Genomic DNA, 23594 nt, shown 5'->3' with positions numbered 1-23594 from the left:
ATGGCCGGAACGCTGCAACTTCGACCGCCCCTGGACGCTGGACGCAACGCCGCTCGCGCCGCCCAGCCAGGCGCGCTGGCACGGCAGAAACACTGTGCAAACGGCTATCGGCAGTCGCGGACGTCGGCGCGCAACCCGACTGACACTTGCAGAAGGAGATTCCTGTGGGATGGAAGAACTGCACGGTTTGCAGTCGACTCTATAAGCAGGGGGGATCGGGATGCAGCAATACGAACTGCTCCCTGTATCAACAGGGAGACGCGGCCCAAGCTGGCACACCCCCGACCACTGCTCCGACAACCCAGACGGTTGGCGCGACAAACACGCCGTTGCGAGCACCCGTTCAAGCGCCGGAGCCGGTAGTCCAGCTGCGCGTAGCGCCACCGACGCCGATGCGAGGACCGCAAGCGGTGGTCGCCAATCACGTACTGCCGGTGATAGCGGCTCCGCGGGACGCACGGGAGCGTGCTGAAGGCTCGCTGGATATCCGCCAGGACCTGTTGGATCTCGACGGCGGCCCCATCGAGCGCTTGGTGAACGACGGAACGCTGGCTCCGCTGGGCTCGGGCAACAACAAACAGATCTTTCGGGTGGTTGGCAAACCATGGGTGGTGGCGGTCGCCACCGCCGGAAGCCATGGCTCGAAGTGGCGTGCGGTAACCAGTGAAATCGAGCAATTGCTCACGCTTAACGGCGCCGGCGTCAAGGTCCCGTCCCTCGGCCCGGTAACGTCCGCGGAGCAAGCATTGGTCGATGTGCAGATGCAGGGCGAGCCTGCCAAGGCTTTCATCGAACAGTTCATCGATGCCAATCATGCGCTAGGGCGGCAGGAGAGCCACAACTATCCCAATCTCGTCGCCGACGAGATCGAGAGAGTGATAGGCGGCCGCAAGAATTTTTCAGCTGATCGCTGGGCCAACGCGAACGCGGATCTGACGGCGCTTGAGCGTTATTTCGAGGTCCACAAGGATATCCCCGACTTCCAGGTGGTGATCGAGCTGGGCAGCGGGCATATCTACACCATCGATCCTGGCGATCCCACCATCGTCGGCAACCTGTCCAGCCACAAGACCTGGCTGCAGCACTGGCGCAAGCGATTGAACGTGCTTCGCCCAACCAGACTATGAACCGCAGACCGGCGAGCTGCGCTCAGCCCGCCGCACCTGGCAGCGGCCCTGTCGCGCCGGGACTTCGCCGCCCATCGACGAGCACCGCAGAAACCGTCCTGCGCCCCGCTACCGAGGCTGACGTCGGCGCCGTTACGCATTGTGTGACGGCTGCCTACGAGCACTATCGCGCACGCCTCGGACGCATGCCGGCGCCCATGCTGCAGGACTACAAGGAAGTCATTCGCCGGCATGAGGTCTTTGTTGCACTGGCAGATCAGTCGCTGTGCGGCGTTGTGGTGCTGAAGCGTACGGAAGAAGGCTTCCTGCTCGACAACGTCGCAGTAAGCCCGGCGGCGCAGGGTTCAGGTATTGGCAGGAGGCTTCTGCAATTGGCCGAACAGCGCGCTCGCGCCGCAGGCTACGACGCCATCTATCTCTACACCCACGAGAAGATGCTGGAGAACCGCGCCCTCTACGCCCGGATCGGCTACGAAGAATTCGCACGCCGAACCGAACGGGGTCTGGCGCGGGTGTACCTGCGCAAGCGACTCGGTCCGGCTCGACTCAGTCCCGCCTGCTAGGCCCGGCCCGAGCCCCACGCTCGACAGAGGTGCTTCAGCCCTCCACCGCACTCCACTGCTTGGCCAGGCGCTTGTCGGAAACCGCCATCTTCGTCCCGAGTTGCTGGGCAAACAGCGAAACGCGGTATTCCTCGAGCATCCAGCGGTACAACAACAGCTGCGGGTCGCGCTTGCCTTCCTGGGCGTGCTTGGCCAGGCGGGTCTGGTACTGCTGCCAGGCGGCGGCCAGCTCGCCGGTCCAGACGCGGTCGCGCTGCAGCTGCGCGCCGATTTTGTCGAAGCGCTGTTCGATGGCCTTGAGATAACGCGGGATTTCCTTCAGCCACTCACCCGGCGTCTCGCGCACGAAGCCCGGGTAGACCAGGTTCGCCAGCTGCTGCTTGATGTCGTTGAGCGCCATCGCCTGGGCCAGGTCGATCTTGCCCTTGAAGCGCTTGTGCAGGCCGTGGGCCAGCTTGAGGATCTCCAGCACCACGCGGGCAATCCGCTCGGCCTGGGCCGTCCAGTCGCCACGCTTGCGTTCGGCCAGCGCAGCCAGGCCGGCACCGTCACGCGGCAGGTTCGGCTCGCCCTCGAGGATGCAGGCATCCAGGCTGGCCAGCAGGATGTCCTCGACCAGCGCCTCGGGACGGCCCAGCTCACGATAGAGCAGCCCCAGCTCGGTCAGCCCCGGCAGCTTGCCACGCAGGAACTTCGCCTGGTCGGCCAGCTGCTGCAGGAGCAGACGCTGCAATGCGCGGCGGTGCTGGAAGTCGGCTTCGGCCTGGGTCGCGAAGCGCTCTTCGCTGACTTCACCACCCTCCTCCACCAGCGCCGGGAATACCGTCATGGAAAGGCCGGCAATCTTCTGCTGGGTCTTCTGCGCAACTTCGGCGAAAGCCTTGGCCTCGAGCGGCTTGTGCTCCTGCTTCTGCTGCGGGATGGCCAGCGCGGCCTGGCTGGCCTCGGCAAAGCGGGCACAGAGCTCAGCCAGATCGCGGCCTTCGCCGAGGAACTTGCCGCGCGCATCCACCACTTCCAGGTTCATCTTCAGATGGCTGTCGAGCCCTGCGGCAGCCTCGCCCCAGGCTTCCTCGGAGACCCGCACGCCGGTCATTCGTGTCAGCTCGCGGCCCAGGGATTCGATCAGCGAGCCCTGGGCGAAGACGATCCGCGCCAGCGCCGCGCCAACGAAGTCCGGTACCGGCACGAAGTTCTTGCGCAGCGCCTTGGGCAGGTTGCGAACCAGCGCGATGGCCTTGGTCTCGATCAGCCCCGGCACCAGCCAGTCCAGGCGCTCGGCGGGCAGCTGCGGCAACAGCGGCGCCGGTACCCGCAGGGTGACGCCATCACGCGGGTGGCCCGGCTCGAAGTGATAGCTCAGCGGCAGTTGCAGCTCGCCCAGTTGCAACTGGTCGGGGTACTGCGCCGCCGTCACCTCGCTGGCGTCGCGGGCGAGCACATCCTCCTCGCGCATGATCAGCAGCTGCGGGGTCTTCTCGCCTTCGCGCCTGTACCAGCTCTCGAAGCTCGCGGCCTGGCAGATATCCGCCGGCAGCCGCGCGTCGTAGTAGCCGAACAGGGTTTCCTCGTCGGCGAGGATGTCGCGCCGACGCGACTTGGCTTCCAGCTCGTCGAGGCGCTCGAGCAACTGGCGGTTGGCAGCGAGGCAGCGGGCACGACTGTTGATCTCGCCACGCACCAGGCCCTCGCGGATGAACAGCTCGCGCGACGCGACCGGGTCGACCGGGCCGTAGTGAACCGGCCGCCGACCGACCACGATCAGGCCGTAGAGCGTGACCTGCTCGAACGCCACCACCTGGCCGCGCTTCTTCTCCCAGTGCGGCTCGAAGTGGTTCTTCTTGATCAGGTGCCCGGCCAGCGGTTCGATCCAGTCCGGTTCGATCTTCGCCACCATGCGCGCGAACAGCTTGGTGGTTTCCACCAGTTCGGCGGCCATCACCCACTGCGGCTTCTTGCGCCCGATCACCGAGGCGGGGTGAACCCAGAAACGCCGCTGACGCGCGCCCAGGTAGTCGCCCTCCTCGGTCTTCTGGCCGATCTGGCTGAGCAGGCCGGAGAGGATCGCCTTGTGCACCGCCGCGTAGCCCTGGGCACGCCGGGCCGCCTCGCTGGCCTCGGCCTGCTCGCGGACGATGACGTTGACTTTGGTATCGGTGGTGGGCTTGGCCTGTTGCGCGGTGGTGCGGTTGCCTTTGTAGGGTGGATGGCCGGAGCCATCCACCTTGGTGGACAAGCCTGCGGCGTTGTCCACCCTACGGCCTTTGCCATAGTCCAATTGCAGCTCGCGGGTGATCAGCACCAGTTGCCGGTGCGCGTCGCGCCACTCGCGCAGGCGCATGTAGTTGAGGAAATTCTTCTTGCACCAACTGCGCAGCGGGTTCGCACCGAGCTCCTGGCGCTTCTCCTCGAAGCCGCGCCAGAGATTGATCAGCGCGGCAAAGTCCGAGTCGACGTCCTTCCACTGCGCGTGCGCCTGATCGGCCGCCTGCTGGCGATCCATCGGCCGTTCGCGCGGGTCCTGCACCGAGAGCGCGCTGGCGACGATCAGCACCTCGTCGAGACTCCCCAGCGCCGCCCCTTCCAGGACCATGCGCGCCAGCCGCGGATCGATCGGCAGACGCGCCAGCTGGCGACCCAGCGGCGTCAGCTGGCTCTCGCGGTTGACCGCCGACAGTTCCTGCAACAGGGTGAAGCCATCGCTGATGGCCTTGCCATCCGGTGGTTCGATGAACGGAAAGTCTTCGATATTGCCCAGGCGCAGATGCAGCATCTGCAGGATCACTGCGGCCAGGTTGGTGCGCAGGATCTCCGGATCGGTGAACTCGGGACGACCGAGGAAATCCTCCTCGCTGTACAGCCGGATGCAGATGCCCGGCTCGACCCGGCCGCAGCGGCCCTTGCGCTGGTTGGCGCTGGCCTGGGACACCGCCTCGATGGGCAGGCGCTGCACCTTGGAGCGGTAGCTGTAGCGGCTGATCCGCGCGGTGCCCGAATCGATCACGTAGCGGATGCCCGGCACCGTCAGCGAGGTCTCGGCGACGTTGGTCGCCAGCACTATCTTGCGCGCCGGGCGCGGCTGGAAGATCTTCTGCTGCTCGGCCGGGGTCAGTCGGGCGTACAGCGGCAGCACTTCGGTAAAACGCAGATTGGCCTTGCGCAGTACCTCCGCCGCCTCGCGAATCTCGCGCTCGCCGGGCAGAAACACCAGCACGTCGCCGGGGCGCTTGCCCTCGGACCGCTCGAACGCCTCGATCTCTTCCAGTGCGGCGAGGATGCCCTGGTCGACGCTCAGGTCATCCAGCAGACGCTCACCCTCCTCGTCGACCTCGGCAGCCAGCGGGCGATACCAGGTGTCCACCGGATAGGTGCGCCCGGAGACCTCGATGATGGGCGCATCGGGCCGGCCATCACCGCCGAAGTGCTTGCTGAAACGTTCGAGGTCGATGGTCGCCGAGGTGATGATCAGCTTCAGGTCGGGGCGGCGCGGCAGCAGGGTCTTCAGGTAGCCGAGCAGGAAATCGATGTTCAGCGAGCGCTCGTGGGCCTCGTCGATGATCAGGGTGTCGTACTTTTCCAGGTAGCGATCATGCTGGGTCTCGGCCAGCAGGATGCCGTCGGTCATCAGCTTGATCAGCGAGCTGTCCTTGCTCTGGTCCTCGAAGCGCACCTGATAGCCGACCAGCTCGCCCAGCGGCGTGCCGATTTCCTCCGCCACGCGGGTCGCCACGCTGCGCGCGGCCAGACGGCGCGGCTGGGTGTGGCCGATCAGGCCGTGCACACCACGGCCCAGCTCCAGGCAGATTTTCGGCAACTGGGTGGTCTTGCCGGACCCGGTTTCGCCGGCGATCACCAGCACCTGGTGCTTCTGAAGCGCGGCCTTGATCTCCTCGCGCTTGGCGGCGATCGGCAGGGCGTCGTCATAACGGATGAGCGGAATGCTCTGCCGACGCGCAGCGGCCCTGGCGCAGGACTGCTCGAAGCGCGCCAGCCACTGCGCAAGCTTCGCCGGATCCGGCTGTGCCTGTTTGCGCAGCTCATGCAGTTGCCGGCGCAGACGATGCCGGTCGGCAAGCATGGCCTGGTCGATATTCTTCTGCAGGGTGTCGAGATCGGGCGTCGCGTCGTTCATGTACAGCCTTGGGGCAATGCGCAAAGGTCGCGATTGTCGCAGATTTGCATGCCCGCTCGGCAAACCCGTACCGGCTTGCGTAGCCCCAGACGATTTGCGCCACGGTTCGCAAAAAAGCATATCGGTGGTGCTGTCCGCCGCGCGGTCATGGCCTGACGGCACGGACGTCCCTAGAATCGCGGCCTTTCGCAAATCTGCAAAAGGAATTGACTCGTGAAGTACCTGCGTCTGCACCTCGTTCTGCTCGCCCTGGCCGCCGTTCTCGGCGGCTGCGCCTCGAAGGCCCAGCAACCGCTCGAACTCGACAACGCACTCTGGAACGAACGCGACGAAGTGATCGGCATTGCCTACGTCGAGCCACCCAGGCCGTTCGTGAGCATGGTCGGCAACCAGGGGCTACTCGACCTGGCCTTCAACAACAGCATGGCGGCCGGCCTCAAGCGCAAGGTCGATACCTGGGACGTCGCCAGTTTTCGCGACGTACCCAAGCAGATCGCCGAGGAGCTCAACTCGCGTGGCTACAACGCCAGGGTCATCGAGCAGCCGGTGCTGCCTGCGCAGCTGCCCAGGCACAAGGCCGGCCTGGGTTACGCCGGCCAGGACTACCGCGCGCTCAAGCAGCAACATCAGATCGATAAACTGGTGCTGGTTTCCCTGAGCCAGGTTGGCACCGTGCGCAGCTACTACTCGATGATCCCCACCAGCGACCCTGTCGCCCAGATCGGTGGCCTGGCCCAGGTGATCGACCTGGATGACAACCGCCTGCTGCACTACCAGCCGATTGCGGCATCGCGAGCCGCCGAAGGTGAATGGGACGAAGGACCGGATTTTCCCAACCTGACCAATGCCTTCTATCAACTGCTCGACAGCACCGAACAGCAGATGATCAGCCCCTTCCGCAGGCCGCTGATCAGCGCCCAGCACCCGTGAGCCGCGCGCTGTTCGCCGGCGTGCTGCTGGTGCTGGCCGGCTGTGCCAGCCCGCCGGCCCTGCAGCCTCAGGTCACCCAGGATCTGCTGCCGCTGCTGCAGCAGCAGGGTTACGCCATCGACGTCGACACCAGCATTGAACGCTTGGCGCAAGCCCGTGTACCTGGCGATGCCCAGGCGATGCTCGCCGGCGGCCAGGGCGCCAGCGAGGCAGGACGCATTGGTGGCCAGGCCGGCGTCGCAGGGCCCGGTGCAGGGGTTGCTGGGGCGCTGATCGGTAGCTTGCTGGTGGCACAGATCAACGCGTCGCGCATCCAGGCTGAAACGGACCGGCAGGCGGCCGACCTGGTCGCTCCCTTGCGCCAGGCCATCGCAGCACAAGGACTCGATTTCTGGTTCACCCAGACCCTGCAGGCGGAACTGGCTGCCGGTGATCTGGGCGCAGCGCAACCCGAAAGCCCGTATCGTCTGCGCTTCGAACCCCAGGCGATTTTCGGTGACGAACTCGACCGTCTGCATCTGGTCACCGAAATCAGCCTGCTGTTTGGCCACGAAGTGCTCTATCGCGGCCGCATCGAGGTGATCGACGCAGCACCCTGGCCACTCGATTCCACCGCCAACCTGGGGCTGCAGCCCTGGCTCGCCAACGATGCCGCTGCCTATCGTCAGGTACTGCACGGCGGGCTGCGCGAGATGCTGCAGGTACTTTTGCTGGATATGCAGACCGGGCACTTCGCCGCCAGCAACAGCAGCGAAACCACGTTGCGTTATCAATTGGGCGGTGGACGCTTCGTCGAACGCGGCCGTTTGCTCGCGCAGACACCTGAGCGCTCGCTGTTCATGGACATGCGCGGCTGGCTCAAATCGGTGCCCCTGCAGGCCGCCAGGTAGCCAAGGCGCAGCGGTCAGCCGCCGGCAAACGGTTGACGCCGGCGTGCAAAGCTCAACAGACTCCCCGGCTGGAAACCTCTTTGCTCAGCGCAGCACCGACTGACCACGGCGAACCTTCGGCCAGGCTGCGAGACCAAGGCTTCGCCCCCCTTTCACGACATTCGACCCGGACCACAATGGACGACTCCTTCAAGGGCATGCCCTGGCGCGAACGCCTCTACATCATCATCTTCTTCACCAACACGCCCGCCGGAAAGCGCTTCGACACCCTGCTGTTGCTGGTGATCATGGCCAGCCTGCTGGTGGTAATGCTCGACAGCGTGGCGGCGGTAAATCTTCGCTATGGCGAGCTGTTCACCGCTCTGGAATGGGGCTTCACCACCCTGTTCGCACTGGAATACGCGCTACGCATCTACTGCCACCCGGAGCCGCGCAAATACATTTTCAGCTTCTACGGTGCGGTCGATCTGCTCTCGGTGCTGCCGGCCTTCGCTGCGCTGCTACTGCCTGAAGCCCAGTTTCTGCTGGTGATCCGCGTGGTGCGCATGCTGCGCATCTTCCGCGTGCTCAAGCTAACGCCGTACCTGAGCCAGGCCAACTTCCTGCTGGTGGCACTGCGCGGCAGCAAGCAGAAGATCGTGGTATTTCTGTTCACCGTGACCACACTGGTGATCATCTACGGCGCGCTGATGTACGTCATCGAAGGGCCGGAGAATGGCTTCACCAGCATCCCGATGAGCATCTACTGGGCGGTGGTGACCCTGACCACCGTCGGCTTCGGCGACATGGTGCCGCACACCGTACTGGGCAAGGCGCTGGCGACGATGATCATGATCACCGGCTACTCGATCATCGCCGTGCCGACCGGCATCTTCACCGCCGAGCTGGCCAACGCGATGCGCCAGGAGACACTGGAGCACCCCTGCCCCAGCTGTGGCAAGGACCACCACGAGTCCAATGCCGCGTTCTGCAGCCGCTGCGGCAGCCAGCTGTTCCGCAGCGAACGCGAGCCCACCGCGGACTGAATCAGACGCGGAACTGGCCGACCAGTGTCTGCAGACGCTCGCCCAACCCGCGTAGTTGCTGGGCAGTTCGGGCACCTTCACGGGCGTCGCCGGCCACGCCCTCCACCGCATCGGCGATCTGGTGCACGCTACGGTTGATCTCCTCGGCCACCGCGGTCTGTTCTTCGGCGGCGCTGGCGATCTGCGCGTTCATCGAGTTGATGGTGCCGATCAGCTCGGCGATCACGTCCAGTGCCCGGCCCGCCTCGCTGGCCTGCTCGCTGGTGCTCTCGCCCTTCTCCCCGGCACGCTGCATCAGCGTGACTGTCTGGCTAGTCGCCGTGCGCAACCGGTCGATCATCGCCTGGATCTCGCCAGTGCTCTGCTGGGTGCGGCTGGCCAGCGCGCGCACCTCGTCGGCAACCACCGCGAAACCACGCCCCGCCTCGCCGGCGCGGGCCGCCTCGATGGCGGCGTTGAGGGCGAGCAGATTGGTCTGATCGGCGATGGAGCGGATCACTTCCAGCACACCGACGATTCCCTGCACGTCCTGCTGCAGACCGGCGAGCGCCGCGCCGCTGCTGCGCAACTCCTCGACCAAGGCGTGGATCTGCTCGACGCTGGCACCCACCACCCGACTGGCCTGCTGCCCCTGGCAGTCGGTTTCGCGCGCGGCCTCGGCGGCGCGCTGGGCGCTCATGGCCACTTCATGGGCGGCAGCGGACATCTCGTTGATCGCAGTAGCGACCTGTTCGGTTTCCTGGCGCTGCGCATCCATCGCCTGCTGCGAGCGCTGCGCCTGGCTGTCAACCGCCGTCACAAGCGTGCCCATCTGGGTACTGGTCTGCGCCACCTGTTGGACCAGCGCCTGGATCTTTTCCACGAACCGGTTGAACGCACCGGCCAGCTCGCCCAACTCGTCTCGCCCGCCTGCCGGCAGGCGTCGGGTAAGGTCGCCTTCGCCGGCCGCCATATCGTCGAGGCTGTCTCGGATCTGCAGCAGCGGACGCAGCAGGGCCCGACCGAACATTACCGCCAGCAGTGAAATCAGCCCCAGGAGGACGACCGTGGAGCCGATCATCACCGCCAGCAGCGCATTGATTCGGCCATGAAAATCCTCGTGAGCCAGGGCCACGTCGCGCTCCACACCATCCAGGTTGAGCGAGGTGCCGATCGCCAGGCGCCATTTCGGCAGGTACCAGGCGTAACCGATCTTCGGGATAGGCTCGGAGATGTTGACGGCCTCGAAGCTGTAGCTGACGTAGTGACTGCCATCCTGCGCGGCACGCACCAGATCACGGATTGCGTAGACACCGTTGGGATCGCGGAAGTCGGCATAGCTCTGGCCGATGTTCTGGCGCGTGTTGCCGTGCATGACCCGGACGGATTGCTCGTCGTAGGCCCAGAAATAGCCGTCTTTACCGTAGGCCAGTCGCTCGAGCAGCAGAATCGCCTCGTCACGTGCAGCCATGTCGCCATCGGCGGACGCATCATAGAGCGGCGCGATCACGTTACGCGCCAGGGTCACGTAGTTCTCGAGCTCGGCCCGGCGGTCACGGGTGAGACTCTCCCGGGTGCTCAGCTGCTGCTGATCTGCGAGACGTTGCAGCTGTATGAGCGAAACACCACTGAGGGTAATCGCCAGCAGCAGTATGGGACCCAGAGCAAGCAGCATCAGCTTGGAACGCAACCGCAACGAACCGAGCATGGCACTCTCCTTTCAAGATTAAGACTCACGTTCTGCTCAGCCTAGCAGCAATAACCATTCAAAAAGCGCGTCATTTAGTCGTAGTAGCCGAAATAGAGCCGTTCCTTTCTCAGGAGCAATAAAAAGCCCCGCACAAGGCGGGGCTCTTTCAGACCGGGCGGATTACTTCTTGCCCAGCTTCTTCAGTTCCTCGTCGCGCAGCTCGCGACGCAGGATCTTGCCGACGTTGGTCATCGGCAGGCTGTCGCGGAACTCGACGGCCTTGGGCACCTTGTAGCCAGTGACGTTGGCGCGCATGTGCGCAATCACCTGCTCCTTGGTCAGGCTCTCGCCCGACTTGGTGACGACGAAGACCTTGATCGCCTCGCCGGACTTCTCATCGGGGGTGCCGATAGCCGCGCAATGCTGCACGCCCGGCAGGGTCGCGAGGACGTCTTCCAGCTCGTTCGGGTACACGTTGAAGCCAGAGACCAGAATCATGTCCTTCTTGCGGTCGACGATGCGGATGAAGCCGTCTTCCTGGATCACCGCGATGTCGCCGGTCTTCAGCCAGCCCTCGGCGTCGAGGATCTCGGCGGTGGCCTCTTCGCGCTGCCAGTAGCCCTTCATCACCTGCGGGCCCTTGACGCACAGCTCGCCGATCGAGCCCATCGGCAGATCCTTGCCTTCGTCGTCGACAACCTTGCACAGGGTCGACGGCACCGGGATGCCGATGGTGCCGATCTGGATGTTCTCGTAGGGATTCACCGAGACCACCGGGCTGGTTTCGGTCATGCCGTAGCCTTCGCAGATCGAGCAGCCGGTGACTTCCTTCCAGCGCTCGGCGCTGGCCAGCTGCAACGCCATGCCACCAGAGAGGGTGAGCTTGAGCGCGGAGAAGTTCAGCTTGCGGAAGTCTTCGCTGCCGCACAGGGCGACGAACAGGGTATTGAGGCCGACGAAAACGCTGAAGCGATGCTGCGACAGCTCCTTGACGAAGGCCGGAATGTCGCGCGGGTTGGTGATCAGGATGTTGTGATTGCCGCTGAGCATCATCGCCATGCAATGGAAGGTGAAGGCGTAGATGTGATACAGCGGCAGCGGGCAGATGACGACTTCCAGGCCGTCCTGCAGGTTGGAAGCCATCAGCGCATGGGACTGCTGCATGTTGGCGATCAGGTTGCGGTGGGTCAGCATCGCGCCCTTGGCCACGCCGGTGGTGCCGCCGGTGTACTGCAGCACGGCAACGTCGTTACCGCTCGGATTGGCCTCGCGCACCGGACGACCACGGCCCTTGGCCAGGGCATCGTTGAGCTTGACCGCCTGCGGCAGGTTGTAGGCCGGGACCATCTTCTTGACGTACTTGACCACGCTGTTGACCAGCAGGCGCTTGAGCGCCGGCAGCATGTCGCCGACCTCGGTGACGATGACGTGCTTGATGCCGGTCTTGGGCACCACGTCTTCGGCCAGGTGGGCCATGTTGGCCAGGCAGACCAGCGCCTTGGCGCCGGAATCGTTGAACTGGTGTTCCATCTCCCGCACGGTGTAGAGCGGGTTGGTGTTGACCACGACCAGGCCGGCACGAATGGCACCGAAGACCACGATCGGGTACTGCAGCACGTTGGGCATCTGTACCGCGATGCGGTCGCCCGGCTGCAGATCGGTGTGTTCCTGCAGGTAGGCGGCGAAGGCGCCGGACAGCTCGTACATCTCACCGTAGGTCAGGGTCTTGCCCATGTTGGTGAAGGCCGGCTTGTCGGCGAAGCGTTGGCAGGATTGCTTGAGTACGGCCAGGACGTTCGGATAGGCATCCGGGTCGATCTCGGCGGAAATGCCGGCTGGGTACTTATCCTTCCAGAAGTTTTCGGTCATGGAGGCAACTCCTAAATGCAACGCTAGTCTTCACCGCGCACGGTTGATTTGTTGTGTGTTTGCTCTTGCTGGACAGCGGGAGGCTGGCAAAAAAGGCGGGGCGAGAGTAGCAGCTTTGCCACGGAGCGCCTAGGCCGCGGACTGCGGCGGCAGGCAAAAAAAGACCGGAGCCTGGGCTCCGGTCACGATGCGATTGCAGCCGCCTTGGTGGCAGCGGTTGACGGCGTTCAGGCCACGTCGCGCAGCTCGCGGCGAAGGATCTTGCCTACCGGCGACATCGGCAGCGATTCCTTCAGCACGATGTGCTTGGGCACCTTGTAGCCGGTGAAATTCTCCCGGCAGAAGGCCTTCAGCTCATCGACCGTCAGGCTGGCGTCACGCGGCACCACGAACAGTTTCACTGCCTCGCCGGAACGCTCGTCCGGCACGCCGATCACCGCGCAGGCGCTGACCTTGGGATGGGTCATGACCACATCCTCGATCTCGTTGGGATAGACGTTGAAGCCGGAGACGATGACCATGTCCTTCTTGCGGTCGACGATGCTGACGAAGCCGTCCTCGCTGATCACCGCGATGTCGCCGGTCTTGAACCAGCCTTCGGCATCGAGTACCTCGGCGGTCGCCTCCTCGCGCTGCCAGTAGCCCTTCATCACCTGCGGGCCCTTGATGCACAGCTCGCCGCGCTCACCGAGGGCCAGTTCCTCGCCCTCGTCGTTGATCACCTTCAGGGTGGTGCCCGGTACCGGCATGCCGACGGTGCCGAGGCGACCGTACTCACCACGCAGGTTGGCACAGGCCACCGGGCTGGTTTCGGTCAGGCCGTAGCCTTCGGCAACGTTGCAACCGGTGATGCCCTGCCAGCGATCGGCGATCGACTTGACCAGCGCGGTGCCGCCGGAGTTGGTCATCTTCAGGTGGGAGAAATCGATCTTGTCGAAGTCCGGGTGCTCCATCAGGGCGACGAACAGGGTGTTCAGACCCAGCAGACCGGTGAACTTCCACTTCTGCAGTTCCTTGACGAAACCGGAAATGTCGCGCGGATTGGTGATCAGCACGTTGTGGTTGCCGCCGACCATCATGCACATGCAGTTAACGGTGAAGGCATAGATGTGGTACAGCGGCAGCGGCGCGATCAGTATCTCGCGGCCTTCCTGATGATAGGGCTGGCCGTTCTCATCCTGCTGGGCCATGTTGGCGCGCACCTGCAGCATGTTGGCGATCAGATTGCCGTGGGTCAGCATCGCACCCTTGGCCACGCCGGTGGTGCCGCCGGTGTACTGCAGCACGGCGATGCTGTCGTGATTCGCCTCCACCGGCTTGAGTGCATGGCCCTTGCACTTCTTCAGCGCATCCTTGAACGCCACTGCCTGCGGCAGGTTGTAGGACGGCACCATCTTCTTCACGTGCTTGACGGCGAAGTTGACCAGCTTGCCCTTGAGGCCCGGCAGCATGTCGCCCATGCGCGCCTCGAACAGGTACTCGATGCCGGTTTCCGGCAGCGCTTCCTGGACCATGTGGCCGAATACATTGAGATAGACCAGCGCCTTGGCCCCGGAGTCCTTGAACTGGTGGCGCATCTCGCGGACGGTGTACATCGGGTTGGTGTTGACCACTATCAGCCCGGCACGCATGGCGCCGAACACCGCGATCGGGTACTGCAGGATGTTGGGCATCTGCACCGCGATGCGGTCACCCGGCTGCAGGTTGGTGTGCTGCTGCAGGTAGGCGGCGAAGGCTGCGGAGTGACGATCCACATCGGCGTAGGTCAGCGTCGCGCCCATGTTGCTGAACGCGGGACGGTCCGCATGGTTCTTGCAGGAACGCTCGAAGACTTCGCTGATCGAGCGGTATTCGCTCATGTCGATGTCGTTGGCTACGCCAGCGGGTCGTTTGTCACTCCAGAACTCAGGTTGCATTTGTTGTTGTCTCCTGATGGGTACCGGCCCCGAAAAAGGGATTGCCGGAACTTAGCAGCTCTATCGCGCGACGCAAATAGCTGTCGCCCTGTCATTTACCTCGTGAATCTTTACTCAAGTTTTCTGCCATGCGTCGGCGGGTAAAAAACCTGACAACGCCCTACAATGCGCGCACCTCTCGCTGCCCCGGAGCCGCCATGCTGCACGACGCTTTCCGTCTCACCGCCGACGATGGCTGCAGCCTGCACGTCAACCACTGGCGTGCCGCAGAGCCCCCGCGAGCACTGGTGATGATCGCCCACGGCCTGGCCGAGCACAGCGGCCGCTATGCGCGCTTTGCCCAAGCCCTGGTGACTGCAGGCTACGAAGTCTATGCGCATGACCAGCGCGGCCACGGCCTGAGTGCCGAACCCGAACAGCTCGGCCACTACGCCGACAGCGAGGGTTGGAGCAAGGTGGTGCGCGATCTGGCCACGCTCAACCACCACATGCGCCAGCAGCATCCAGGGCTGCCGATCATCCTGTTCGCCCACAGCATGGGCAGCTACATCGCCCAGAGCTATCTGATGCAACACAGCTGCAGCCTGCAGGCGGCGGTGCTCAGCGGCTCCAATTACCAGCCGGTGGCGCTGTATCGCAGCGCCGAGCTGATCGCCCGTTTCGAACGTTGGCGCCAGGGCTCGCGCGGGCGCAGCGCGCTGATCGAACGCCTGTCGTTCGGCTCGTTCAACCGCGCCTTCAAACCGCTACGGACGAAGTTCGACTGGCTCAGCCGCGATCCGGCCGAAGTTGATCGTTACATCGCCGACCCGCTGTGCGGCTTTCGCTGCAGCAACCAGCTCTGGCTCGATCTGCTCGGCGGCCTGCAACAGATCAGCGAGCTGGAAAGCCTGGCGCAGATCGACCATCAGTTGCCGCTGCTGATCATCGGCGGCGCGCGTGACCCGGTGAGCCAGGGCAAGCGTCTTGAGGATCTCGCCGCCGCCCTGCGCAAGGCCGGCCTGGCCCAGGTCGAGCTGCGCATCTATCCCGATGCGCGTCACGAGCTGCTCAACGAAACCAACCGCGACCAGGTCGTCAGCGACCTGCTGCAATGGCTGCAGCAGGTGCTGGCGCATCAGCACCAATGCCCTCAGGAACACAAGGAAACCGAATGAGCCAGGTCAGCAACAAACCCTACGAATCACTGCAGGTCGGTCAGCAGGCCCGCTTCGAACGTCAGGTCGAGGAGCGCGACGTCCAACTGTTCGCCGCCGTCTCCGGCGACTGCAACCCGGTCCACCTGGATGCGGACTTCGCCGCCGGCACGCTGTTCAAGGAACGCATCGCCCACGGCATGTTCAGCGGCGCACTGATCAGCGCGGCGATCGCCTGCGAACTGCCCGGGCCAGGTACCATCTATCTGGGCCAGAGCCTGAAGTTCAGCCGTCCGGTCAAGCTTGGCGACACCCTCAGGGTGGAGCTGGAAGTACTGGAGAAGCTGCCCAAGTTCCGCGTGCGCCTGGCCACCCGCGTGTTCAACCAGAACGGCGAGCAGGTGGTCGACGGCGAAGCCGAGGTGCTCGCACCGCGCAGCGCCCAGACCGTGGAGATGCCGGCCCTGCCGCAGGTGAGCATCAACTGACCCGCCGAAAACGCTTGCACTGATCGCTCCCACGCTCTGCGTGGCAACGCCGTTGCAGACGCTCTGCGTCTGCGGAGCCCGGAGCGTCCCGGGAGGACGATGTCCACGAGAAGCCTGGGATCATCGCAACCCCGGCAACCCGACTCCCGCGCCGCCCCGCCCCGCCACACAAATCGCAGACAAAAAAAGGGCGACCCAGGGTCGCCCAAATTGCCTTGCGTGCTCTGTTGCCGGAAGGATCAGCCCTTGGGCTTCTTGTGTGCATCCTTCCAGATGAAATAGGCAAAACCACCGCAGAAGGCTACGCACAATCCGACGATCAATATCCCGGAGATGACGACTTCATCTAAAAACATGGAGAGCCTCCTGCATCTGCTGCTCTTGAGTGATGGCTCCACGTTAACGGCAGGCAGGCAGGGAAAAATTGATCCGGGTCAATAGGCGCCGATCCCCTGCTGGCAGGGGATCGGGATGCTGATCTGGGTCAAGGAATGGGTACAGGCGACGCGGCGGGAAGTCGCAGGCTTCAGCGCTTTTTCGGCTTCTTGCCGGACTTGGCCACTTTGGCGGACTTGCTCCTGGGCAGGGGCAGCGCCTGCTCGAATGCCTTGCGCATTTCATCCAGGCGCTTGTCGTGCAATTCATGGATGCGCTTGCCGCGCTCGCTGCCGAAATCGATCAGGTTGTCTTTGCTGTCGTCGCTCATGCCGCTTCGCCGGACGGAAAAAGGGGATAGGCAGATGATGCGGTGCGCAAGCGCGCCTGACCAGCCCTGCGTTCAGACCTCGACGTCGATCCACAGCCCCTGGCGCGGCAGCTCGTCGATTCGAGCCTGGTCGGCCTCCTCGACTTCCCCTTCTGCCAGCTCCTCCGCGGAGTAGCCGCGGCGCTGACGCCGTCGCTGTTCCTCGCGCAGCAGTTCCTCGGCTTCCTGCGGGTGACGCTTGTCCAGGCTCACAGCGCTTTCGTTGGCGCTTTCCTGTACCGGTGTGACCGGAGGGATGTCCGGGCGCGGCTTGACCACGTCCTGCTGGACGGTGACCGGAAGTACACCCTGGGGAATCGGCGGCAACATGGACTGACGCCTCCTGGCGGCCTGCACGTGTTGATGGAATCCGCCTGCGTCGCGCGACGACGGCACAGGCCCTGACTGCACTGTCGGCGGGCCGACCTGACACTTGAATGACGAGGCTACACTTCGTGACGCTATTCATAAATAACCGCGAGCGTCGCGGCAATCCCGGCGTTCGGCTACCATAGCCGGCTTTTTCACGGGAGACAGGCATGGCGCAGCAGTATCAACCGGGACAACGCTGGATCAGCGACAGCGAGGCGGAACTGGGCCTGGGCACCATCCTGGCTCAGGACGGACGCCTGCTGACGGTGCTCTACCCGGCCAGCGGCGAGACCCGCCAGTACGCCCTGCGCAATGCACCCCTGACCCGGGTGCGCTTCGCCCCCGGCGACGAGATCACCCACTTCGAAGGCTGGAAGCTGACCGTACAGGCAGTCCAGGACGTCGATGGCCTGCTGGTCTATGAAGGTCTCGACGAGCAGAACCAGCATTGCATCCTGCCGGAAACCCAGCTGTCCAACTTCATCCAGTTCCGCCTGGCCAGTGACCGCCTGTTCGCCGGTCAGATCGATCCGCTGGGCTGGTTCAGCCTGCGCTACCACAGCCTGCGGCACCGCAGCCGGCAGGTCCAGTCGAGTCTCTGGGGCCTGGGTGGCGCCCGCGCGCAACCGATTCCGCACCAGCTGCACATTGCCCGTGAAGTCGCCGACCGGATTGCCCCGCGGGTACTGCTGGCCGATGAAGTCGGCCTCGGCAAGACCATCGAGGCCGGCCTGGTGATCCATCGCCAGTTGCTGACCGGACGCGCCTCGCGGGTGCTGATCGTGGTGCCGGAGAACCTGCAGCACCAGTGGCTGGTGGAGATGCGTCGGCGCTTCAATCTGCAGGTCGCGCTCTACGACTTCGAGCGCTTTGCCGAGAGCGATGCCGGCAACCCGTTCGAGGACACCCAGCTGGCGCTGGTCGCGCTGGAGTGGCTGGTGGAGGACGAACGCGCCCAGGATGCGCTGTTCGCCGCTGGCTGGGACATGCTGGTGGTGGATGAAGCGCACCATCTGGTCTGGCATCCACAACAGGCCAGCGCCGAGTACCGTCTGATCGAGCAACTCGCCGAGGTCATTCCGGGCGTGCTGCTGCTCACCGCCACGCCGGAACAGCTGGGCCAGGAAAGCCACTTCGCCCGCCTGCGTCTGCTCGACCCGAGCCGTTTCCACGACCTGGAAGCCTTCCGTGCGGAAAGTGCCCACTACAAGCCGGTCGCCGAAGCGGTGCAAGAGCTGCTCGACGAAGGTCGACTGTCGCCTGAAGCCCACGCCACCATCGGCGGCTTTCTCGGTGCCGAAGGCGAGGCGCTGCTGGCCGCGGTCAGCGATGGCGACACCCAGGCCTCGGCACGGCTGATTCGCGAACTGCTCGACCGCCACGGCACCGGCCGGGTGCTGTTGCGCAACACCCGCGCGGCCGTGCGCGGCTTCCCCGAGCGCGAACTGCATGCCTACGCACTGGAAAATCCTGTGCAGTACGCCGAACTGCCGGTGGGCGAGCACGCTGATCTCTATCCTGAGGTGAGCTTCCAGGCCGAGGCCGGCGCTGCTGAAGAAGCCTGGTGGCGCTTCGATCCGCGGGTCGAGTGGCTGATCGACACCCTGAAAATGCTGAAGAAATTCAAGGTACTGGTGATCTGCGCCCACGCCGAGACCGCCCTGGATCTGGAAGACGCCCTGCGCGTACGTTCCGGCATCCCCGCCACCGTGTTCCACGAGGGCATGAGCATTCTCGAGCGCGACCGCGCCGCCGCCTACTTTGCTGACGAGGAATTCGGCGCCCAGGTGCTGATCTGCTCGGAAATCGGCTCGGAGGGCCGCAACTTCCAGTTCGCCCATCATCTGGTGCTGTTCGACCTGCCGGCGCACCCGGACCTGCTCGAGCAGCGTATCGGCCGTCTCGACCGGATCGGCCAGAAGCACCGCATCCAGCTGCACGTGCCCTACCTGGAGAACAGCCCGCAGGCGCGCCTGTTCCACTGGTACCACCAGGCACTGAACGCCTTCCTCAACACCTGTCCCACCGGCAACGCCCTGCAGCACCAGTTCGGCCCGCGCCTGCTGACACTGCTGGAAGGCGACGACGACAAGCTCTGGCAACAGCTGCTCGAAGAGGGCCGCGCCGAGCGGGAGCGACTGGAGGCCGAGCTGCATGCCGGCCGCGATCGCCTGCTGGAACTCAACTCCGGCGGCGCTGGCGAGGGCGAGCGGCTGGTCGAGGCGATCCTCGAGCAGGACGACGAATTCGCCCTGCCGATCTACATGGAGCAGCTGTTCGACGCCTTCGGCATCGACAGCGAGGATCACTCCGAGAACGCCCTGATCCTGCGCCCGAGCGAGAAGATGCTCGACGCCAGCTTCCCGCTGGGCGACGACGAGGCAGTGACCGTCACCTACGACCGCAACCAGGCGCTGGCCCGCGAGGACATGCAGTTCCTCACCTGGGAGCACCCCATGGTGCAGGGCGGCATGGACCTGGTGCTGTCCGGTTCGATGGGCAACACCGCGGTGGCGCTGATCAAGAACAAGGCGCTCAAGCCCGGCACCGTGCTGCTCGAGCTGCTCTACGTCAGTGAGGCGGTAGCGCCACGCGCGCTGCAGCTGGGGCGCTTCCTGCCGCCACTGGCGCTGCGCTGCCTGCTCGATGGCAACGGCAACGACCTGGCCTCGAAAGTCGCCTTCGATACCCTCGATGCGCAACTGGAAAGCGTGCCGCGCGGCAGCGCCAACAAGTTCGTCCAGGCCCAGCGCGATGCCTTGAGCCAGCAGCTGGCCAAGGCCGAGACGCTGATGGCCCCGCGTCACGCCGAGCGCGTTACCCAGGGCAAGCTGAAACTGCAGGCGGAACTGGACGAGGAACTGGCGCGTCTGATCGCCCTGCGCAAGGTCAACCCGAGCGTGCGCGACAGCGAGATCGAGGCGCTGCGCAAGCTACGCGAGGACGGCCTGGCGATGCTCGACAAGGCAGCCATGCGTCTGGAAGCGATCCGAGTACTGGTTGCGGGCTAAGAGCCTGCCGCGCTTTTCTTCTCCCTCCGGGAGAAGGTGGCGCGCAGCGCCGGATGAGGGAGGGTTAGTGCTGCAGGGGGCTCGGCGGGACCTGCTCCGGAACAGGCAACGAGTCGCCTGATGCATCCCTCACCCGCCTTCGGCACCCTCTCCTGATGGAGAGGGAAAAGCCGTGCACAATCGAGGCTCTATTAGCCCACCCCGCGCCATCGCCCCACAGCTGTCCTTCTCCCTCCGGGAGAAGGTGGCGCGCAGCGCCGGTTGAGGGAGGAGTGTCGCTGCAGGGTGCCTAGCGTGCGCTGTCCCAGAACGAACCGCGAGTCTCCTGAAACTCCCCTCACCCGCCTTCGGCACCCTCTCCCGATGGAGAGGGAAAGGCCGGAGGAAGTGTGAAGGTTTCGGCGCAGTGGCGATCCGTCAGCGCTTGCGGCCGAAGCCCGGGCGCTGGCCTTCGCTGGCCGGGATGCTGCGGCGCTTAGCCGGCGCGGCAGCCGGTTTGCGCGCAGGGCGCGCGCTGTCGCTGGCGCTCTCGTCACGCTTGGGTGCCGGACGCTTCTTGTTCTGGTCGCGCGGACGATCCGCTACCTCGCTGCCCTTCGGACTGCGCTTGGGACCCGACTGGCTACCCGGCTTCGAGCCTGAACTGCGCTCTGCCGGCTTGCGCGGCTTGGCCGGACGGTCATCGTCGCGGCGCGGCGCGCGAGCGGGACGCTCGGAATTGCCGCCGGCTTCGTCGAGCGGCGGGCGCAGCACCCGCGCCGGACGACCAGCCGGTGCACTGCGACCGGTTTCACGCGCGGCCGGCTTGCCCGGACGTGGACGCTCGTCGGAGCCACTGCGGCCACCCTCGGCCGGGCGCGAACGTGCCGGACGTGCGGCGGAATCCTCGCGCTTGACCCGCGTCGGGCGCTCGGCGCGACTCTCGGTGGTCGAGCGCTCGCCCCGGCCGGCGCGGCCGATCGGCTTGACCAGTTTGCGCTGCTGGCGCTCGAGTTTCTCGCGCTCCTTGCCCTTCATCGCCGGCAGGGAAATCGACTTGAGGCCGACCTCGGCAGCGAGGATGTCGACCTCGTACTGGCTCATTTCACGCCAGCGGCCCATGGTCAGGTCAGAGGTGAGGAATACCGGACCGAAGCGCACGCGCTTCAGGCGGCTGACCACCAGCCCCTGGGATTCCCAGAGGCGGCGCACCTCGCGATTGCGGCCTTCCATCACCACGCAGTGGTACCAGTGGTTGAAGCCTTCGCCGCCCGGCGCTTCCTTGATGTCGGTGAACTTGGCCGGACCGTCCTCGAGCATGACGCCGGTCTTGAGCAGCTCGATCATCTCTTCGGTGACTTCGCCACGTACCCGCACCGCGTACTCGCGATCCATCTGGTAGGAGGGGTGCATCAGGCGGTTGGCCAGCTCGCCGTCGGTGGTGAACATCAGCAGGCCGGTGGTGTTGATGTCGAGGCGGCCGATGTTGATCCAGCGTCCTTCCTTGGCCTTCGGCAGGCGGTCGAACACCGTCGGCCGGCCTTCCGGATCGTCGCGGGTGCAGATCTCGCCGTCGGGCTTGTTGTAGATCAGCACGCGGCGCACGTTGGCGGCCACTTCCTCGCGGGCGATCAGGCGGCCATCGACCGAAATGGCGTCATGACTGTCGACGCGCTGGCCAAGGGTGGCGACCACGCCATTGACCTTGACCCGGCCTTCGCTGATCCAGGTTTCCAGATCGCGACGCGAGGCCAGGCCGATGCGGGCCAGGACCTTCTGCAGTTTTTCCCCGGCGGGGCTGAATTCGGTATCGCTCATGCTGGGCACCTCCCGGTGAGACAAAGGGTGTTGCGGATGGCCTGCGACGGGCGTCGCGGGCAGAAATTCGTTGCTGAACGGCGCCTGCTCAGTCAAGCAGGCAAACAACAGGGCCGCGAATCATACGCGCTTGGCGGCGATTAAGCGCGCATTTGCCACGCTCCGCCGCCCGGCGCTGCGGCGCCGCACTCACCTGCTGTAACGGCGCAGCCCCTGGGCGGCCAGCACGATCAGGTTCATGTCGGCCTCAGCCAGCACAGCCCGGCGCGCCGGGTTGTCCAGGGTCTTCCAGGCGCGAATCTGCGCCTTGCTGCGACCACAGCCCAGGCAGAGCTCGTTCTCGAACTTGCAGACGTCAATGCACGGACTTTGCACTTCCTTCATGACGGGCCGCTCAACGCTCATCCGGCTCGTCGGGCAGCGAAGGCTCGGAGTCCTCGCGTGCAAGATCATCGAAGTCAATCTTCAGACCTTCCTCCATCTGATCCAGTTCGGCGAGCAGGCTGCGGAAGCTGGTCTCTTCCGCCGGCTCGGCGTCGCCCTGCTCGGCTGCGGCAAGATCGGCCCGCGCCTGCAGCCCGTCCGGAACCTGCGCATCCTCGAAGGCCAGCACCGGCTCCGGCTCCAGCTCGCGCAGCGCGGCCAGCGGCGGCAGGTCCTCGAGACTCTTCAGATCGAAGTGATCGAGAAACGCCCGGGTGGTGGCGAACATCGCCGGCTTGCCCGGCACATCGCGATAACCGACCACGCGAATCCATTCGCGCTCCAGCAAGGTCTTGACGATGTGACTGTTGACCGCGACGCCGCGCACATCCTCGATCTCGCCACGGGTGATCGGCTGGCGATAGGCGATCAACGCGAGCGTTTCCAGCATGGCGCGGGAGTAGCGTTGCGGGCGTTCCTCCCAGAGTCGACCGACCCAGGGCGAGAAACGCTCGCGCACCTGCAGCCGGTAGCCGCTGCCGACCTCGCGCAACTCGAACGCACGGCCCTCGCAGGACGCCGCCAGCAGCTCCAGCGCCTGGCGAAAAACTGCAGGCTCCGGCCGCTCGGCCTCCTCGAACAGCTCCTGCAGCTTTTCCAGCGACAGCGGCTTGCCGTGCGCCAGCAGCAAGGCTTCGAGCAACGCGGACAACTCGCGCGGGTCGGACAGATTCATCGTTTCGACTTCCTCATTCGCCACGCGCCCGGACATGGATGGCGCCGAAGGCCTCGTTCTGCACCAGCTCGACCAGCGACTCCTTGATCAGCTCCAGCACCGCCATGAACGTCACCACCACGCCGAGGCGCCCTTCGCTGGCGGCAAACAGCTCGACGAAGGGCACGAAAGCGCCACCCTTCAGGCGCTCCAGCACCTCGCTCATGCGCTCACGGGTGGACAGCGCCTCGCGGGTGATCTGATGGCTCTCGAACATGTCGGCGCGACGCAGCACCTCGGCCATCGCCAGCAGCACCTCTTCCAGACTGACGTCCGGCAGTAGCCGACGGGCGCGGGCATCGGGGGCGTCCAGGCGCGGCACACTGATGTCGCGACCGACCCGCGGCAGCGCATCGATGCCCTCGGCCGCGGCCTTGTAGCGCTCGTACTCCTGCAGGCGGCGGATCAGCTCGGCACGTGGATCCTCTTCTTCCTCGGTGGCCTCGCTGGATCGCGGCAGCAGCATGCGCGACTTGATCTCGGCCAGCATGGCGGCCATCACCAGGTATTCGGCAGCCAGCTCCAGGCGCACCGACTGCATCAGCTCGACATAGCCCATGTACTGGTGGGTGATCTCGGCGACCGGTATGTCGAGCACATCGATGTTCTGCTTGCGGATCAGGTAGAGCAGCAGGTCCAGTGGCCCCTCGAAGGCCTCGAGAAAGACTTCCAGCGCATCCGGCGGAATGTACAGATCGAGCGGCAGCTCGGTGACCGCCTGGCCGT

The 23594-nt window shown here is 65.0% G+C and carries 19 protein-coding genes and 1 pseudogene; 8 read left to right on the top strand and 12 right to left on the bottom strand.

Annotated elements, in window-relative coordinates; all coding sequences use genetic code 11:
- Nucleotides 1-410 precede the first annotated feature (410 nt).
- Together DBO85_RS08040 and DBO85_RS19420 are read left to right on the top strand one after the other, a co-directional pair.
- On the top strand, nucleotides 411-1127 hold the full coding sequence (locus DBO85_RS08040; RefSeq protein ID WP_108106747.1) for a hypothetical protein: 717 nt from the start codon (nucleotides 411-413) through the stop codon (nucleotides 1125-1127).
- Nucleotides 1128-1324: 197 nt separating this feature from the next.
- The gene (locus DBO85_RS19420; protein ID WP_233356573.1) at nucleotides 1325-1690 is read left to right on the top strand and encodes a GNAT family N-acetyltransferase; all 366 of its coding nucleotides are present in this window, start codon (nucleotides 1325-1327) and stop codon (nucleotides 1688-1690) included.
- 34 nt (nucleotides 1691-1724) lie between these two features.
- Here DBO85_RS19420 and hrpA read toward each other — a convergent pair whose 3' ends face one another.
- The gene (gene hrpA / locus DBO85_RS08030) at nucleotides 1725-5822 is read right to left on the bottom strand and encodes an ATP-dependent RNA helicase HrpA (protein WP_108106745.1); all 4098 of its coding nucleotides are present in this window, start codon (nucleotides 5820-5822) and stop codon (nucleotides 1725-1727) included.
- A gap of 213 nt (nucleotides 5823-6035) precedes the next feature.
- Here hrpA and DBO85_RS08025 point away from each other — a divergent pair, with 213 nt between their 5' ends.
- From DBO85_RS08025 to DBO85_RS08015, 3 genes are all read left to right on the top strand, one after another.
- On the top strand, nucleotides 6036-6752 hold the full coding sequence (locus DBO85_RS08025) for a hypothetical protein (protein ID WP_108106744.1): 717 nt from the start codon (nucleotides 6036-6038) through the stop codon (nucleotides 6750-6752).
- Entirely contained in the window at nucleotides 6749-7642 is an 894-nt protein-coding gene (locus DBO85_RS08020) for a hypothetical protein (RefSeq protein WP_108106743.1), read from the top strand. The genes DBO85_RS08025 and DBO85_RS08020 overlap by 4 nt, the downstream gene beginning before the upstream one ends.
- 176 nt (nucleotides 7643-7818) lie before the next feature.
- Nucleotides 7819-8667, top strand: coding sequence for an ion transporter (locus tag DBO85_RS08015; protein ID WP_108106742.1), 849 nt, complete (start codon nucleotides 7819-7821; stop codon nucleotides 8665-8667).
- A gap of 1 nt (nucleotide 8668) precedes the next feature.
- Here DBO85_RS08015 and DBO85_RS19660 read toward each other — a convergent pair whose 3' ends face one another.
- The 4 genes and pseudogenes from DBO85_RS19660 to DBO85_RS08000 all read right to left on the bottom strand — a co-directional run bounded on the left by DBO85_RS19660 (nucleotide 8669) and on the right by DBO85_RS08000 (nucleotide 14121).
- Entirely contained in the window at nucleotides 8669-9424 is a 756-nt protein-coding gene (locus DBO85_RS19660; RefSeq protein WP_407681454.1) for a methyl-accepting chemotaxis protein, read from the bottom strand.
- Between the two features lie 102 nt (nucleotides 9425-9526).
- Nucleotides 9527-10321: pseudogene (locus tag DBO85_RS19655) on the bottom strand (cache domain-containing protein); the annotation flags it as partial.
- Nucleotides 10322-10516: 195 nt separating this feature from the next.
- A complete protein-coding gene (fadD1, locus tag DBO85_RS08005; RefSeq protein ID WP_108106740.1) occupies nucleotides 10517-12205 on the bottom strand; it encodes a long-chain-fatty-acid--CoA ligase FadD1 in 1689 nt (562 codons plus the stop codon).
- Nucleotides 12206-12432: 227 nt separating this feature from the next.
- Complete coding sequence (locus tag DBO85_RS08000) at nucleotides 12433-14121, bottom strand: long-chain-fatty-acid--CoA ligase (RefSeq protein WP_108106739.1); 1689 nt, start codon at nucleotides 14119-14121, stop codon at nucleotides 12433-12435.
- A 197-nt stretch (nucleotides 14122-14318) separates the two neighbouring features.
- On the opposite strand from DBO85_RS08000, the gene DBO85_RS07995 reads away from it, so the two are divergent.
- Nucleotides 14319-15278, top strand: coding sequence for an alpha/beta hydrolase (locus tag DBO85_RS07995; protein WP_108106738.1), 960 nt, complete (start codon nucleotides 14319-14321; stop codon nucleotides 15276-15278).
- A complete protein-coding gene (locus DBO85_RS07990; RefSeq protein WP_108106737.1) occupies nucleotides 15275-15745 on the top strand; it encodes a MaoC family dehydratase in 471 nt (156 codons plus the stop codon). The genes DBO85_RS07995 and DBO85_RS07990 overlap by 4 nt, the downstream gene beginning before the upstream one ends.
- Nucleotides 15746-15984: 239 nt before the next feature.
- On the opposite strand, the gene ccoM is transcribed toward DBO85_RS07990, so the two are convergent.
- The 3 genes from ccoM to DBO85_RS07980 all read right to left on the bottom strand — a co-directional run bounded on the left by ccoM (nucleotide 15985) and on the right by DBO85_RS07980 (nucleotide 16820).
- A complete protein-coding gene (gene ccoM / locus DBO85_RS19580) occupies nucleotides 15985-16101 on the bottom strand; it encodes a cytochrome c oxidase subunit CcoM (protein WP_325051548.1) in 117 nt (38 codons plus the stop codon).
- 170 nt (nucleotides 16102-16271) lie between these two features.
- Nucleotides 16272-16451 (bottom strand): hypothetical protein, encoded by a 180-nt coding sequence (locus DBO85_RS07985; protein WP_108106736.1) that lies wholly within the window; start codon nucleotides 16449-16451, stop codon nucleotides 16272-16274.
- Nucleotides 16452-16523: 72 nt separating this feature from the next.
- Nucleotides 16524-16820, bottom strand: coding sequence for an aspartate-semialdehyde dehydrogenase (locus DBO85_RS07980; protein WP_108106735.1), 297 nt, complete (start codon nucleotides 16818-16820; stop codon nucleotides 16524-16526).
- 209 nt (nucleotides 16821-17029) lie between these two features.
- On the opposite strand from DBO85_RS07980, the gene rapA reads away from it, so the two are divergent.
- Entirely contained in the window at nucleotides 17030-19873 is a 2844-nt protein-coding gene (gene rapA / locus DBO85_RS07975) for an RNA polymerase-associated protein RapA (protein WP_108106734.1), read from the top strand.
- A gap of 417 nt (nucleotides 19874-20290) precedes the next feature.
- Here rapA and rluB read toward each other — a convergent pair whose 3' ends face one another.
- The 4 genes from rluB to DBO85_RS07955 form a co-directional block, all read right to left on the bottom strand.
- Nucleotides 20291-21670, bottom strand: a complete 1380-nt coding sequence (gene rluB / locus DBO85_RS07970; protein ID WP_108106733.1) for a 23S rRNA pseudouridine(2605) synthase RluB — start codon at nucleotides 21668-21670, stop codon at nucleotides 20291-20293.
- 189 nt (nucleotides 21671-21859) lie between these two features.
- Nucleotides 21860-22054 carry a DUF1289 domain-containing protein gene (locus tag DBO85_RS07965; protein WP_108106732.1) on the bottom strand — a complete coding sequence of 65 codons (195 nt, stop codon included), beginning with the start codon at nucleotides 22052-22054 and terminating at the stop codon, nucleotides 21860-21862.
- A 10-nt stretch (nucleotides 22055-22064) separates the two neighbouring features.
- Nucleotides 22065-22829 carry an SMC-Scp complex subunit ScpB gene (gene scpB / locus DBO85_RS07960; protein WP_108106813.1) on the bottom strand — a complete coding sequence of 255 codons (765 nt, stop codon included), beginning with the start codon at nucleotides 22827-22829 and terminating at the stop codon, nucleotides 22065-22067.
- A 13-nt stretch (nucleotides 22830-22842) separates the two neighbouring features.
- Nucleotides 22843-23541, bottom strand: coding sequence for a segregation and condensation protein A (locus tag DBO85_RS07955; protein ID WP_177429752.1), 699 nt, complete (start codon nucleotides 23539-23541; stop codon nucleotides 22843-22845).
- Nucleotides 23542-23594 lie beyond the last annotated feature (53 nt).

The organism is Pseudomonas mangrovi (genome assembly GCF_003052585.1).
Classification (GTDB): Bacteria; Pseudomonadota; Gammaproteobacteria; order Pseudomonadales; family Pseudomonadaceae; genus Aquipseudomonas; species Aquipseudomonas mangrovi.
Note: the sequence above shows the minus strand (reverse complement) of the source record. Positions and strands in the feature narration are given on the sequence as shown.